At 60.0% G+C, this 12,547-nt stretch carries 13 protein-coding genes; 6 read left to right on the forward strand and 7 right to left on the reverse strand.

The window, feature by feature from the left end; all coding sequences use genetic code 11:
• Positions 1-46 precede the first annotated feature (46 nt).
• Positions 47-2,710 carry an alanine--tRNA ligase gene (alaS, locus tag WA367_RS07865; RefSeq protein WP_336056240.1) on the forward strand — a complete coding sequence of 888 codons (2,664 nt, stop codon included), beginning with the start codon at positions 47-49 and terminating at the stop codon, positions 2,708-2,710.
• A gap of 102 nt (positions 2,711-2,812) precedes the next feature.
• On the opposite strand, the gene WA367_RS07870 is transcribed toward alaS, so the two are convergent.
• The 3 genes from WA367_RS07870 to WA367_RS07880 all read right to left on the reverse strand — a co-directional run bounded on the left by WA367_RS07870 (position 2,813) and on the right by WA367_RS07880 (position 5,274).
• Positions 2,813-4,024, reverse strand: coding sequence for an NADP-dependent isocitrate dehydrogenase (locus WA367_RS07870; protein WP_336056241.1), 1,212 nt, complete (start codon positions 4,022-4,024; stop codon positions 2,813-2,815).
• Between the two features lie 174 nt (positions 4,025-4,198).
• Positions 4,199-4,594 carry a ribbon-helix-helix domain-containing protein gene (locus tag WA367_RS07875; RefSeq protein ID WP_336056242.1) on the reverse strand — a complete coding sequence of 132 codons (396 nt, stop codon included), beginning with the start codon at positions 4,592-4,594 and terminating at the stop codon, positions 4,199-4,201.
• Between the two features lie 65 nt (positions 4,595-4,659).
• Positions 4,660-5,274 (reverse strand): DJ-1/PfpI family protein, encoded by a 615-nt coding sequence (locus WA367_RS07880; RefSeq protein WP_336056243.1) that lies wholly within the window; start codon positions 5,272-5,274, stop codon positions 4,660-4,662.
• 146 nt (positions 5,275-5,420) lie between these two features.
• On the opposite strand from WA367_RS07880, the gene WA367_RS07885 reads away from it, so the two are divergent.
• The 4 genes from WA367_RS07885 (at position 5,421) to ttcA (ending at position 8,840) form a co-directional block, all read left to right on the forward strand.
• The gene (locus WA367_RS07885) at positions 5,421-6,230 is read left to right on the forward strand and encodes an RNA methyltransferase (protein WP_336056244.1); all 810 of its coding nucleotides are present in this window, start codon (positions 5,421-5,423) and stop codon (positions 6,228-6,230) included.
• Positions 6,230-7,027 (forward strand): glutamate racemase, encoded by a 798-nt coding sequence (gene murI / locus WA367_RS07890; RefSeq protein ID WP_336056245.1) that lies wholly within the window; start codon positions 6,230-6,232, stop codon positions 7,025-7,027. Before WA367_RS07885 ends, murI begins: the two co-directional genes overlap by 1 nt.
• Before the next feature lie 231 nt (positions 7,028-7,258).
• The gene (rpsD, locus tag WA367_RS07895; protein ID WP_036480963.1) at positions 7,259-7,876 is read left to right on the forward strand and encodes a 30S ribosomal protein S4; all 618 of its coding nucleotides are present in this window, start codon (positions 7,259-7,261) and stop codon (positions 7,874-7,876) included.
• A gap of 85 nt (positions 7,877-7,961) precedes the next feature.
• Positions 7,962-8,840, forward strand: coding sequence for a tRNA 2-thiocytidine(32) synthetase TtcA (ttcA, locus tag WA367_RS07900; protein ID WP_442935563.1), 879 nt, complete (start codon positions 7,962-7,964; stop codon positions 8,838-8,840).
• On the opposite strand, the gene WA367_RS07905 is transcribed toward ttcA, so the two are convergent.
• The 3 genes from WA367_RS07905 to WA367_RS07915 all read right to left on the reverse strand — a co-directional run bounded on the left by WA367_RS07905 (position 8,824) and on the right by WA367_RS07915 (position 10,969).
• Positions 8,824-10,068 carry a multidrug effflux MFS transporter gene (locus WA367_RS07905; RefSeq protein WP_336056247.1) on the reverse strand — a complete coding sequence of 415 codons (1,245 nt, stop codon included), beginning with the start codon at positions 10,066-10,068 and terminating at the stop codon, positions 8,824-8,826. The genes ttcA and WA367_RS07905 overlap by 17 nt on opposite strands.
• Positions 10,069-10,284: 216 nt before the next feature.
• Complete coding sequence (gene grxD, locus WA367_RS07910) at positions 10,285-10,620, reverse strand: Grx4 family monothiol glutaredoxin (RefSeq protein ID WP_036480961.1); 336 nt, start codon at positions 10,618-10,620, stop codon at positions 10,285-10,287.
• Between the two features lie 115 nt (positions 10,621-10,735).
• On the reverse strand, positions 10,736-10,969 hold the full coding sequence (locus WA367_RS07915) for a BolA family protein (RefSeq protein ID WP_336056248.1): 234 nt from the start codon (positions 10,967-10,969) through the stop codon (positions 10,736-10,738).
• Positions 10,970-11,165: 196 nt separating this feature from the next.
• Here WA367_RS07915 and WA367_RS07920 point away from each other — a divergent pair, with 196 nt between their 5' ends.
• Entirely contained in the window at positions 11,166-11,618 is a 453-nt protein-coding gene (locus WA367_RS07920) for an ester cyclase (RefSeq protein WP_336056249.1), read from the forward strand.
• On the opposite strand, the gene WA367_RS07925 is transcribed toward WA367_RS07920, so the two are convergent.
• Positions 11,561-12,526 (reverse strand): LysR family transcriptional regulator, encoded by a 966-nt coding sequence (locus tag WA367_RS07925; protein ID WP_336056250.1) that lies wholly within the window; start codon positions 12,524-12,526, stop codon positions 11,561-11,563. The genes WA367_RS07920 and WA367_RS07925 overlap by 58 nt on opposite strands.
• Between the last annotated feature and the right edge of the window lie 21 nt (positions 12,527-12,547).

Consider the following 12,547-nt stretch of genomic DNA (forward strand, 5'->3'; position numbering starts at 1 on the left):
TCCAGTTCAGCCGTATTCCGGCCAGGTCTCTCGCAAAGGCAAATTCATGAGTGGCGTCAACGACATCCGGTCGACTTTTCTAGACTATTTCGCGAAGAACGGGCACGAGATCGTTCCCTCCGGACCGCTTGTTCCGCGCAATGACCCGACCCTCATGTTCACCAATGCGGGCATGGTGCCATTCAAGAACGTGTTCACGGGTCTGGAGACGCGTCCCTATTCGACGGCCGTTTCCGCGCAGAAATGCGTCCGCGCCGGCGGCAAGCACAACGACCTCGACAATGTCGGCTACACCGCGCGCCATCACACCTTCTTCGAGATGATGGGCAATTTCTCCTTCGGCGACTATTTCAAGGAACGCGCGATCGAGCTTGCCTGGAACCTGGTTACGAAGGAATTCGGGTTGGATGCCAAGCGCCTGCTGGTCACCGTTTATCACACCGATGACGAGGCAGCCTCCTTCTGGAAGAAGATTGCGGGCCTGTCCGACGACCGGATCATCCGCATCCCGACCAGCGACAATTTTTGGGCCATGGGCGATACCGGTCCTTGCGGTCCGTGTTCGGAAATCTTCTACGACCACGGCGAAGGCATTCTCGGCGGCCCCCCCGGAAGCCCCGATGAAGATGGCGACCGCTTCATCGAGATCTGGAACCTCGTTTTCATGCAGTTTGAGCAGATCACGCCGGATGAACGTGTGAACCTGCCGCGTCCGTCTATCGACACGGGCATGGGTATCGAGCGTGTTGCAGCCGTGCTGCAGGGCGTGCATGACAATTACGAAATCGATCTCTTCAAGGCGCTGATCCGCGCCTCGGTAGAGGCAACCGGTGTTGAGGCGGCCGGCAAGAGCCATGCCAGCCACAAGGTTATCGCCGACCATCTGCGCGCCTCTTCCTTCCTCATTGCCGATGGTGTGCTGCCGTCCAATGAAGGCCGCGGCTATGTGCTGCGCCGCATCATGCGTCGCGCCATGCGCCACGCGCAGCTTCTGGGTGCCGACGAGCCCCTGATGTGGAAACTCGTGCCAGCACTCGTGCGCGAAATGGGCCAGGCCTATCCTGAGCTGGTGCGCGGTGAAGCGCTCATCACCGAAACCTTGAAGCTGGAGGAAACCCGCTTCCGCAAGACGCTCGCGCGCGGCCTGAACCTCTTGGCCGATGCTACAAGCGAAATGGGCGAGGGTGCCGAACTGGACGGCGAGACTGCCTTCAAGCTGTATGACACCTACGGCTTCCCGCTCGACCTGACGCAGGATGCGCTGCGCCAGCGCAACATCAAGGTCGATCTTGAAGGCTTCAACGCCGCCATGGAGCGCCAGAAGGCCGAAGCCCGCGCCAATTGGGCAGGCTCCGGCGAAGCGGCTACCGAAGCGGTCTGGTTCGCGGTCAAGGACGAGGCAGGTGCCAGCGACTTCCTGGGCTATGAGACGGAAGAAGCTGAAGGTGTGGTCACCGCAATCGTTGTGGATGGCGCGCAGGCCCGCGAGGCTGAAGCTGGTCAGGACATCGCACTCGTCACCAACCAGACGCCTTTCTACGCCGAATCCGGTGGTCAGATTGGCGATACGGGCGTGATTTCCGGCGAAGGTTTCAGCATTGAGATCACCGACACGCAGCGCAAGGGCGATGGCCTGATCGTGCATTTTGGCAAGATTGCCGAAGGCAAGGTCAGCCTTGGTGACGAGGTCGAGCTGAAGGTGAATTCGGCGCGCCGCAAGCGCATTCGCGCCAACCACTCCGCCACCCACCTCCTGCACGAGGCACTGCGCGAAGTGCTGGGCGACCATGTGGCACAGAAGGGCTCGCTCGTCGCACCCGACCGCCTGCGTTTCGACTTCTCGCATCCCAAGCCGATCACGGATGAGGAACTTTCCCGCATCGAGGATCGCGCAAACGAGATCATCCTGCAGAACGACAAGGTCGTCACGCGCCTGATGGCCGTCGATGACGCCATCGCCGAGGGCGCGCGCGCGCTGTTTGGCGAAAAATATGGCGACGAGGTCCGCGTCGTCTCCATGGGCCTCTGCGATAGCGGCGAGCGCGCCGGCAAGAGCTGGTCGATCGAGCTTTGCGGCGGCACCCATGTACGCGCGACGGGCGATATCGGCCTTGTGCGCATCCTTTCGGAAGGTGCTGTTGCCTCGGGCGTGCGCCGCATCGAGGCGCTGACCGGTCCTGCCGCTCGAGCGCATCTCGATGAGCAGGAGCGCCGTCTGAAGGAAGCAGCAAGCCTCCTGAAGGTTTCACCTGCCGATGTCACCGCCCGCGTTTCTTCGCTCGTCGAAGAACGCCGCAAGCTTGAACGTGAGCTGAACGAGACGAAGCGCAAGCTGGCCCTTGGCGGCGGCGGCGCACAGTCAGGCGGCAGCGAGCGTGAGGATGTGGCAGGCGTCGGTTTCCTCGGCCGTGTCGTGGAAGGTATCTCCGGCAAGGATCTCAAGCCGCTTGCTGACGAAGGCAAGCAGTCGCTGGGCTCCGGTGTCGTCACATTTGTCGGCACCTCCGAAGACGGCAAGGCAAGCGTGGTAGTTGGTGTCACCGATGACCTGACCGACCGTTTTTCCGCCGTTGAACTCGTGCGCGCAGCGTCTGCCGCCATCGGTGGCAAGGGTGGCGGTGGCCGTCCCGACATGGCTCAGGCCGGCGGCCCTGATGGCTCCCAGGCTCAGGCTGCCATCGATGCGGTCAAGGCCGCCATGGCTGGCTGAACAGGCAAGGGCGCCTCATCGGCGCCTGCCTCCTAATCCCATAATAGAAAAAGGCCGCGGATCGCTCCGCGGCCTTCTGTGTTTCGGTGAGCCGATTGAGGCTTATGCCATGGCCTTCTGCAGGTTCTCGTCGATCTTGTCGAGGAATCCGGTGGTGGAGAGCCACGGCTGATCCGGACCGATGAGAAGAGCCAGATCCTTGGTCATGAAGCCGGACTCGACCGTGTCGATGCAGACCTTCTCCAGCGTATTGGCGAATTTCGCCAGTTCCGCATTGTCATCGAGCTTCGCACGGTGGGCGAGGCCACGCGTCCAGGCGAAGATCGAGGCGATGGAGTTGGTGGAGGTCTCTTCGCCCTTCTGGTGCTGGCGATAGTGACGCGTCACGGTGCCGTGAGCGGCTTCCGCCTCAACGGTCTTGCCATCCGGCGTCATCAGGACCGAAGTCATGAGGCCGAGCGAACCAAAGCCCTGTGCAACCGTGTCGGACTGCACATCGCCGTCATAGTTCTTGCAGGCCCAGACATAGCCGCCGGACCACTTCAGGGCGGAAGCGACCATGTCATCGATCAGGCGATGCTCGTACCAGATCTTGGCTTCCTCGTACTTCTCCTTGAATTCGGTCTCGTAGACCTCCTGAAAGATGTCCTTGAAGCGACCATCATAGACTTTCATGATGGTGTTCTTGGTCGACAGGTAGCACGGCACCTTGCGCATCAGCGCGTAGTTCATGGAAGCGCGGGCGAAGTCGCGGATGGAGTCGTCGAGATTGTACATGGCCATCGCAACGCCCGCAGATGGTGCGTCATAGACCTCGTGCTCGATTTCCTGGCCGTCCTCACCGACGAACTTGATCGTGAGCTTGCCCTTGCCGGGGAACTTGAAGTCGGTTGCGCGATACTGGTCACCAAATGCGTGACGGCCAACGATGATCGGCTGCGTCCAACCCGGAACCAGGCGCGGCACGTTCTTCATGATGATCGGCTCGCGGAAGATCACGCCGCCCAGAATGTTGCGGATCGTGCCATTCGGCGAACGATACATCTTCTTTAGGCCGAATTCTTCCACGCGCGCCTCATCCGGCGTGATGGTGGCGCACTTCACGCCCACACCGTGTTCCTTGATGGCATTGGCTGCATCGACCGTGATCTGGTCGTCGGTGGCATCACGCGACTCGATCCCCAGGTCAAAATATTTCAGGTCGATATCCAGATAGGGGTGGATCAGCTTTTCCTTGATGAACTGCCAGATGATGCGGGTCATCTCGTCGCCGTCGAGCTCGACGACCGGGTTCGCGACCTTGATTTTGCCCATGAAAAAGCTCCACGCTTGCAAATGTTGAGGAAATCCCGAAGTGCCCCCCGGGTGAGGTATCGGCGCCCCTATAGCATTCTGCCGCTAAAGCGCAAAGCGTGGAGGCTCAGGCCATTGGTCGAGCGCGCGCGTCATCCCCATGGGAATTTGTCGGCAGGTGATACCGCTTCAGCGCTACGCCTGGTGAGACGCGCCAACCACCGCATCTTTCACGCGTGCCCGCGCCGCCTTGTCGCGTTCGCGCGCCAGGATCCCTTTGGCGTCGATGCTGCGAATGGTAACGTCACGGTCGGCGGGAATTTCACCCTCAAGCTGAAGCGCCAGATAGCGCCCGCAGCACACGCGCAGAAACGAGGCGAAATTATCCAGATCATGCCCTTCATCAAGCGATTCCGCATAAAGGCGCTGCAAAAGTTGGCTGACTGTCAGATGGTCACGCTCGGCAATATCCAGAAGCACCGTCCAGAAAAAGCGCTCGAGCCGAACACTGGTCGCCATGCCGGAAAGCCTGAGCGATCGGGTTTCGTTCTCCCAGAGCGTTGGATCGGCTCCCACGAACAGATGGCACATGACTTTCCCTCCCAGGGACGGGCGCGAAGGGCCACGCCCGTCATTTATGGCAGCTATGGCAGCTTCTATTCGGCCGCAGCCCGTGCACCGCTCTCGCCGCTGTGGCTGATGCGCGTGCCCATTACCTCCAGGAACTGCGCAAGCCAGGCGGGATGCGCAGGCCAGGCCGGTGCTGTGACGAGGTTACCATCGGTCACGGCACCATCAACCGGAATATCCTGATAGTCGCCACCGGCCAGTTCCACTTCCGGCGCGCATGCGGGGTAGGCGGAGCATTTGCGCCCTTCCAGAACCCGTGCGGCTGCCAGAAGCTGCGCACCGTGGCAGATGGCGGCCACAGGCTTTTCAGCTTCGAAGAAGTGCTGAACGATCTCGATGACCTGCCTGTTCAGCCGCAGATATTCCGGCGCGCGTCCCCCCGGAATTATCAGCGCGTCGTAATCGGTGGCATTCACGGCCTCAAAGCTCGCATTCAGCGTGAAATTGTGCCCGCGCTTTTCCGAATAGGTCTGGTCGCCCTCGAAATCGTGGATCGAGGTCGCGATCTGGTCGCCGGACTTCTTGTCCGGACAGACCGCGTCAACCTTGTGGCCGACCGCAAGCAGCGCCTGAAACGGCACCATCAGTTCGTAATCCTCGACAAAATCGCCGCAGATCATGAGTATCTTCTTGCCCGTCATCTCATCCTCCCTGGTTTCCGACAGGCTCGCATTCTTCCACGGGGAAGGGGGCTGGTGGTGTTAGCGGGTTACTACATCAAAAGAAGCAGAGAAGCCGCAGGCTCCCGCTTGTCGTGAGCGGAAGAAGCCGCTAACAGCTTGCCCCCATGGCAGGAACAGACAAACAACGCGAAATGCTGAGCGAAGGCCCGACAATAATCCTTGTCGAACCGCAGCTTGGCGAAAATATCGGCATGGTGGCGCGCGCCATGGCCAATTTCGGCTTGGGCGAATTGCGTCTGGTCAATCCGCGCGACGGATGGCCGAACGAAAAGGCACGCGCGGCAGCAAGCCGGGCCGATCACATCATCGACGGCGTGGCGGTTTTCGAGAGCCTTGCCGACGCCATTGCCGACCTGAATTTCGTCTTCGCCACGACCGCCCGCCCACGCGACAATTTCAAGCCCGTGCGCGGTCCGACGGAAGCCGCAAAGGCACTTCACGGTCGTTTTGAGCGCGGCGAGAAAACGGGCATTCTCTTCGGCCGCGAGCGCTGGGGGCTGACCAACGAGGAAGTGGCGCTGGCCGACGAGATCGTGACCTTCCCGGTCAATCCGGCCTTTGCCTCTCTCAACATCGCGCAGGCGGTGCTCCTGATGTCCTATGAATGGATGCAGCAGACAGGTGCCGGGGTAAAGCCGCCCGAGCATGATCTGACACCAGCTACAAAGCAGCATCTTGAAAGCTTGATCTCTTATCTGGACGAGGTGCTGGAAGCGCGCGGTTATTTCCGCCCAGCCGACAAGAAGCCCAGAATGCTCGAAAGTCTGCGCGCGCTCTTCACGCGCCCGCGCTTCACGGTGGAGGAGCTTGGCGTGCTGCGCGGCGTGCTTGCTTCGCTTGAACGATTTTCGCCCAAAAATCCGCGCGGGGCAGGGGCACCTGAAGAGCGTGCGAAAGAGGATGGACTGGACTGATGAACCCAAAAGGCCCGATCCTCTTCTTCGATTCAGGCGTGGGCGGGCTTTCTGTGGTCAAGGAAGCCCGCATCCTGATGCCCGATCGCGCCTATGTCTATGTGGCCGATGATGCTGCATTTCCCTATGGCGACTGGCAGGAAGACGCGTTGCGGGCGCGCCTGATCGCGCTTTTCGGCGAGCTGATCGCGCGCTTTGCGCCCTCCATCATCGTCATCCCCTGCAATACGGCCTCCACGCTTGTCATCAGCGATCTGCGCGCAGCCTATCCCGAAGAGACATTTGTCGGCACGGTTCCGGCCATCAAGCCTGCAGCCGAGCGCACGCGTTCCGGCCTTGTCTCGGTGCTTGCCACCCCTGGCACCGTGCGCCGCCAATACACATTCGATCTCATCCGCGACTATGCCTCGCGCTGCGAGGTCAATCTGGTCGGCAGCGAAAATCTGGCGCGACTGGCCGAGCAATATATGCGCGAAGGTCATGTCGAAGAGGCCGATGTCGCACGCGAAATTGCCCCATGTTTTCAGGAGAAGGACGGGCGACGCACGGACATCGTGGTGCTGGCCTGCACGCATTATCCCTTTCTGGTCAACCGCATGCGCAAGATGGCGCCATGGCCGGTGGATTGGATCGATACCTCCGAAGCGATTGCACGGCGCGCCCTCCTGCTGGCCTCTACATTGCCACTGCCTGACGCCCAGCCACAGGGTCGCGATGTGGCAATTGTCACCTCCGGCAATGTCACCAAGCCGCTGGCGCGGCTGATGACCGGCTTTGGTTTTGCGCTTCAGGCCTGAAAAGGCTGTTTCCTGGCCCTTTGAGCGTTGACTCCGCCCTGATTCCAGCCTATTCACCCACCAGCGCGATGGCCACCCGGTTGTCGCGTTGTTTATTGACGTGTCCCGTGGGGATTGCCTGAAGCGTTAGGCAATGCCCTGTCAGGTTCTCCAAAACGGGAGCCAGAGGAGGGCGCGTTTCCTTCACCCGGTACTTGAAGTACCGGGCGCAAACATTTGAAAGGGAATGCGATGAGCAAGCGCCATTCAGCCAAGTACAAGCTCGATCGCCGTCTTGGCGAAAATATCTGGGGTCGCCCGAAGTCCCCGGTCAACAAGCGTGAATACGGCCCCGGCCAGCACGGTCAGCGCCGCAAGGGCAAGCTTTCCGATTTCGGTCAGCAGCTCCGCGCAAAGCAGAAGCTCAAGGGTCACTACGGTGACATTTCCGAGAAGCAGTTCCGCAAGATTTACGAGGAAGCCGACCGCCGCAAGGGCGAGACGACCGAGAACCTGATCGGTCTTCTGGAGTCGCGCCTCGACGCACTCGTCTACCGCGCGAAGTTCGTTCCCACGATCTTCGCTGCCCGCCAGTTCGTCAACCATGGCCATGTCATGGTCAATGGTCGCCGCGTGAACATTCCCTCCTTCCGTTGCCGTCCGGGCGACGTGATTGAGGTTCGCGAGAAGTCCAAGCAGATGGCGCTGGTTCTGGAAGCCGTTCAGCTCGCTGAGCGCGAAGTTCCCGAATATGTCGAAGCCGACCACAACAAGATGACCGCGAAGTTCGTCCGCGTCCCGGCTCTCGCCGATGTGCCCTTCGCAGTCCAGATGGAACCGAACCTTGTCATCGAGTACTACTCGCGCTGATTTGGTCCGCTTCTACGATTTCTGGAGAAAGGCCGCCCCGTGCGGCCTTTTTCTTTTGGTGCGGACGGATTAAGGGAAAGCCATGATGACCATGCACCAGACAATCGAGACGGACGGCGAGGATGCCGGCCTTCATCCGCTTTTCCGCGACGCGCCTTCTAGCGTGGAGTTCAACAAGCTGCGCAAACGGCTGTTGCGGCTTACGCGGCAGGCGATTGAGGATTATGGCATGGTGCGCCCCGGCGACCGCTGGCTGGTGGCCCTTTCGGGCGGAAAGGATTCCTACGGACTTCTGACGATCCTGCTCGATCTGAAATGGCGCGGGCTTTTGCCGGTGGAGCTTCTGGCCTGCAATCTCGATCAGGGGCAGCCGAATTTCCCAAAGCACATCCTGCCGGGATATCTCCAGTCGCTCGGCGTGCCACACCGCATCGAATATCAGGACACCTATTCGATCGTCACCGACAAGATCCCGGAAAACCGCACCTATTGTTCACTCTGCTCGCGCCTGCGCCGCGGTCATCTGTACCGCATCGCGCGAGAGGAGGGCTGCTCATCGCTGGTGCTCGGTCATCACCGGGACGACATTCTCGAAACCTTCTTCATGAATCTCTTTCATGGTGGAAGGCTCGCGGCCATGCCGCCCAAACTTCTCAATGACGAGGGTGACGTGAACGTGCTGCGGCCATTGAGTTTCTGCGCGGAAAGCGATCTGGCGCGCTTTGCCGATGCCATGAAGTTTCCCATCATTCCATGCGACCTGTGCGGCAGCCAGGACGGGCTTCAGCGCAATGCGATGAAGGATATGCTCTCGGACATCGAGAAACGCATGCCTGGCCGCAAGGACACGATGATCCGGGCGCTCGCCAATGTGCGCCCTTCCCATTTGCTGGATTGCGGCCTCTTCGACTTTGCAAGTCTGATGCCCGAAATGGCTGGCAATCCGGCTACACAGCCGGATTGACCACCTGGAAGAGCTTTCCGCGCTCGGCTATCAGCACGAAAATCAGACCCACCGTCGAGACGATGAAATAGCCGCCGGCCAGTGGCGTCAGGGTGCCGTCGAAGGCCTGTCCGATCATCGCGCCAAGAAGCGCGCCGCCCAGCGTCGTGGTAAAGCCCTGCACCGCGGCAGCCGTGCCAGCCACATGACCGAGCGGCTCCATGGCGATGGAGTTGAAGTTCGGTCCGATCCAGCCGAACATGAACATCGAGGCCGAAAAAAGCAGGAAGAACAGCGGGAAGGGCACGGGTCCCGCGAGCGAAATCACGAACCACAGCGCATTGATCGCGATGAATGTGACGAGTGCGGTATGCGACAGGCGGCGCATGCCAAAGCGTCCAACGAAGCGAGAATTCGTGAAGGATGACAGCGCCATCAGGCCTGCACCCACCGCAAACAGGATCGGAAACAGGTCACCCATCCCATAGATGTCGACATAGATCTGTTGCGCGGAATTGATGAAACCGAACAGCGCGCCGAAGATCGCAGTCGTGGCAAGCGTGTAGAACAGCGCGACACGGCTGGTGACGACATAGCGAAAGCCTTGCAACACAGTCGAAAAGACCAGCGGCCGCCGGTCCGCCTCGTCGAGTGTCTCCGGCAGGCGCAGATAGGCCCAGACCGCTATGGCAAAGGCAAGTCCGGCCATCAGCATGAAGATTTCGGGCCAGGCGCCAAACATCATGACGAGTTGGCCGAGGCTGGGGGCGATGACGGGGATCGCCATGAAGACCATCATCACCATGGAAAGAACTTCAGCCATCTGGCGACCGCCAAACACGTCTCGTATTGCGGAAACGGCAATGACGCGCGTTGCTGCAGCCCCAAGGCCCTGGATCATGCGAAGCCCCAGAAGGACGGTGAAACTCGGCGCGAAAATGGCCGCAGAGGCGGCAAGAATATACAGAGCAAGCCCGAACAGAAGCGGCCCGCGGCGACCGAAGCGATCGGTGAGGGGGCCATAGATCAACTGCCCGCCGCCAAAGCCTATCAGATAGGCAGAAATAACGAACTGTCGGTCATTCTCTTCAACCACGTCGAGCGCGGCGCCGATCTGCTGCAGAGCCGGCAACATGATGTCGATTGCAAGCGCGTTGAGCGCCATGAGGGCGGCTGCAAGCGTGATGAATTCCGCGCGCCCGATACGCATCTTCGCCTGCATGTCAGGATGAATGGATGGCTGTGCCATGAATTTGGTGCTCCAAAGACCTGGAAGCGTCGCGTGGCTTTTGGGAGGGGAGGCCATGCAGGCGCAATGGAAAAATGTGAAAGACATGCGTCGAGAAGAAAAATCATGATCCCGACGAAAACGGCGCGGCCATAGGGCCACGCCGGAGCAATATATAAGTACTCCGAACCAAATTTAAAGCGACTTGGTTCGACTGAACTGTAGAAGCCCCGCCAATCAGGCCGCGTTCTGGACGCTGATGCCCTTCTCGGCGAGGAAGTCCTTCAGCTCGCTTGCCTGGAACATTTCGCGGATAATGTCGCAACCACCGACGAACTCGCCTTTTACATAGAGCTGAGGGATGGTCGGCCAGTTGGAAAATTCCTTGATGCCCTGGCGCAGTTCGTCCGACGTCAGCACATTGACGCCGTGATAGTCGACGCCGAGATAATCGAGGATCTGCACGACCTGCCCGGAGAAACCGCACTGCGGAAAATCCGGCGTACCCTTCATGAAGAGTACGACGTCGTTCGACTTGATCTCATTTGCGATGAATTCGCTGATACCGCTCATCGTCTGTCCTTTCTCGTCCGGGTTAAAGGCCCGGCAGTGGATGGTCTGTCTGTTCAGACCCTATCTATTGTAGCGCGCGCAATGGCGCAATGCGTGAGGCCGGAAAGCGGGGTTTTCAGCCAGGAACGCTGGTCTGGAGCGCCAGAGCATGCAGCGCACCACCCATATTGCCCTTCAGCGCATCATAGACCATCTGGTGTTGCTGCACGCGTGACTTGCCGCGGAAGGATTCCGAGACGACCTCGGCAGCATAGTGGTCGCCGTCGCCAGCAAGATCGCGGATCGTCACCTTTGCATCCGGAATCCCTTCCTTGATCAGACGCTCGATTTCGGCAGCTTGCATTGCCATGGGTGACTCTACTCCTGAAATAATTCCTTCCTCAGATATGGCGGCTCGGCAAGCCAAGGTCAATCGAGCCTCGCCAATCCTTGCTGCAGGCCACAGTTTTGCAGAGGGGGGCTGCGGCAATCTCGATTGAGAGAGGTTCACATTCTGTCGCATCTGGACGCGCCGCCGCTGGGGCGGTGATGTTGAGGAATACAAGATGACACAGAAGATAGATGCAAACGGCCTGCGTGCCGTCATCGACAACTACGTCAATGCGATGAACCGCGGAGACATTGACCGGCTGCGCACTCTGTTCGCAGAAGATTGCGAGATCCAAGGTGTGACGGGCAAGGGGGCATTCGATTTTGCCTCCCGCATCTGGCAGAAGCTTCATGACTCGCTGAATATGCATCTGGAGGTCGAGGACTGCGTGGTCCAGGGCAACCGAGCCGCTGTTCGTTTCCGCGAAACCGGCCGCTGGACAGCGCCGTTTCTAGACTTCAGCCACCCCACCGGCAACAGCTATGAATTGCTCGCCATGGAATGGTTCGAGATCACAGACGGGAAGATATCCAGGCGCTGGGGCGTGCGTGATGCCGCTGCGCAGGCTCGTCAGCTGGCTTTTCCCGTAGCTGCAGGCCCAAAACCCTCTGAGGAGGAAGCTGCCTGAAGGGGCGGCGACTGATCGTCGGGAAGGTGGTGGCGCATCTCCTTGAAATACCGGGTTGCCGCCTTCCTGAAACCATCGATGTGGGAGACATGCCGATTGCGCGCATGGCTTAACATCCAGATCGGAGCCGCGGTGTCGCACTCCACCAGCGGAAGTCTGACCAGATGATCATCCCTGCTGGCAAGCCAGACCGGAAGAGGTCCGACAGCCAACCCTTTTCGTATGATCGCCAACAGGCCTTCCAGACTGTCGCAGCGATAGGCTGGAGGGGAGGAGCCAAGCAGAGCACGCAGACGCTTCAGCGGTACAATCGAGGCAACCTCACCAGCACCCTCGACCACCGGCATGTCGGCCAGCGCGCTTGCCTCCGTGGGCACCCCGCATATGCCGATGAGGTCCCTTGATGCGTAGAGACCCCATAGGCTGGTGCCCAGGCGAACGCGCAACACCTCGGGACTTGGCGGCAAAGTTCCCACTCTGATCGCGATGTCTGCTTCACCGTGGACGAGGTCCGCGGCTGCTCCACGCGTGTCTATCTCAAGCGTTACATCCGGATGCGCCGTGCGATAGCGCGCGGCCAGTTCCGGCAGCAGATGAACGGCAAGCAATGAGGTCGTGGAAATGCGCAAATGTTTCCTGCTCGAACGCGCATGAGCCTGTGCACGACTGCCAAGGGCATCCGCCAGCGCTTCCATCTGTTCGGCGACCGGCAGAACTTCGCTTCCAAGCGGGGTGACGCGAAATCCCTCGGGCATGCGCTCGAAAAGCCTTCCGCCCAACGCATGCTCGAGCACATCGATCCGGCGAGAAACTGTCGTCTGGCTGACGCCGAGATTGCGTGCGGCAGCGGCGGTTGAACCGTGTCGCACCGCCGCAAGAAAATATTTTAGGTCGTTCCAGTCATACATGGCACCCTCCGCCTGATTTTA

Source organism: Nitratireductor sp. CH_MIT9313-5 (assembly GCF_037029545.1).
In the GTDB taxonomy this organism is placed as follows: Bacteria; Pseudomonadota; Alphaproteobacteria; order Rhizobiales; family Rhizobiaceae; genus Chelativorans.

Excerpts from the sequence above, each read along its gene's own strand:
- alaS (WP_336056240.1), top strand. The coding sequence starts at position 47 with ATGAGTGGCGTCAACGACATCCGGTCGACTTTTCTAGACTATTTCGCG.
- WA367_RS07905 (WP_336056247.1), bottom strand. The coding sequence starts at position 10,068 with ATGGCACAGCCATCCATTCATCCTGACATGCAGGCGAAGATGCGTATC.
- WA367_RS07915 (WP_336056248.1), bottom strand. The coding sequence starts at position 10,969 with ATGGCAATGCAAGCTGCCGAAATCGAGCGTCTGATCAAGGAAGGGATT.
- WA367_RS07870 (WP_336056241.1), bottom strand. The coding sequence starts at position 4,024 with ATGGGCAAAATCAAGGTCGCGAACCCGGTCGTCGAGCTCGACGGCGAC.
- grxD (WP_036480961.1), bottom strand. The coding sequence starts at position 10,620 with ATGAGCGGTATCAGCGAATTCATCGCAAATGAGATCAAGTCGAACGAC.
- WA367_RS07880 (WP_336056243.1), bottom strand. The coding sequence starts at position 5,274 with ATGACGGGCAAGAAGATACTCATGATCTGCGGCGATTTTGTCGAGGAT.
- WA367_RS07875 (WP_336056242.1), bottom strand. The coding sequence starts at position 4,594 with ATGTGCCATCTGTTCGTGGGAGCCGATCCAACGCTCTGGGAGAACGAA.
- ttcA (WP_442935563.1), top strand. The coding sequence starts at position 7,962 with ATGACCATGCACCAGACAATCGAGACGGACGGCGAGGATGCCGGCCTT.
- WA367_RS07920 (WP_336056249.1), top strand. The coding sequence starts at position 11,166 with ATGACACAGAAGATAGATGCAAACGGCCTGCGTGCCGTCATCGACAAC.
- WA367_RS07885 (WP_336056244.1), top strand. The coding sequence starts at position 5,421 with ATGGCAGGAACAGACAAACAACGCGAAATGCTGAGCGAAGGCCCGACA.
- rpsD (WP_036480963.1), top strand. The coding sequence starts at position 7,259 with ATGAGCAAGCGCCATTCAGCCAAGTACAAGCTCGATCGCCGTCTTGGC.
- WA367_RS07925 (WP_336056250.1), bottom strand. The coding sequence starts at position 12,526 with ATGTATGACTGGAACGACCTAAAATATTTTCTTGCGGCGGTGCGACAC.
- murI (WP_336056245.1), top strand. The coding sequence starts at position 6,230 with ATGAACCCAAAAGGCCCGATCCTCTTCTTCGATTCAGGCGTGGGCGGG.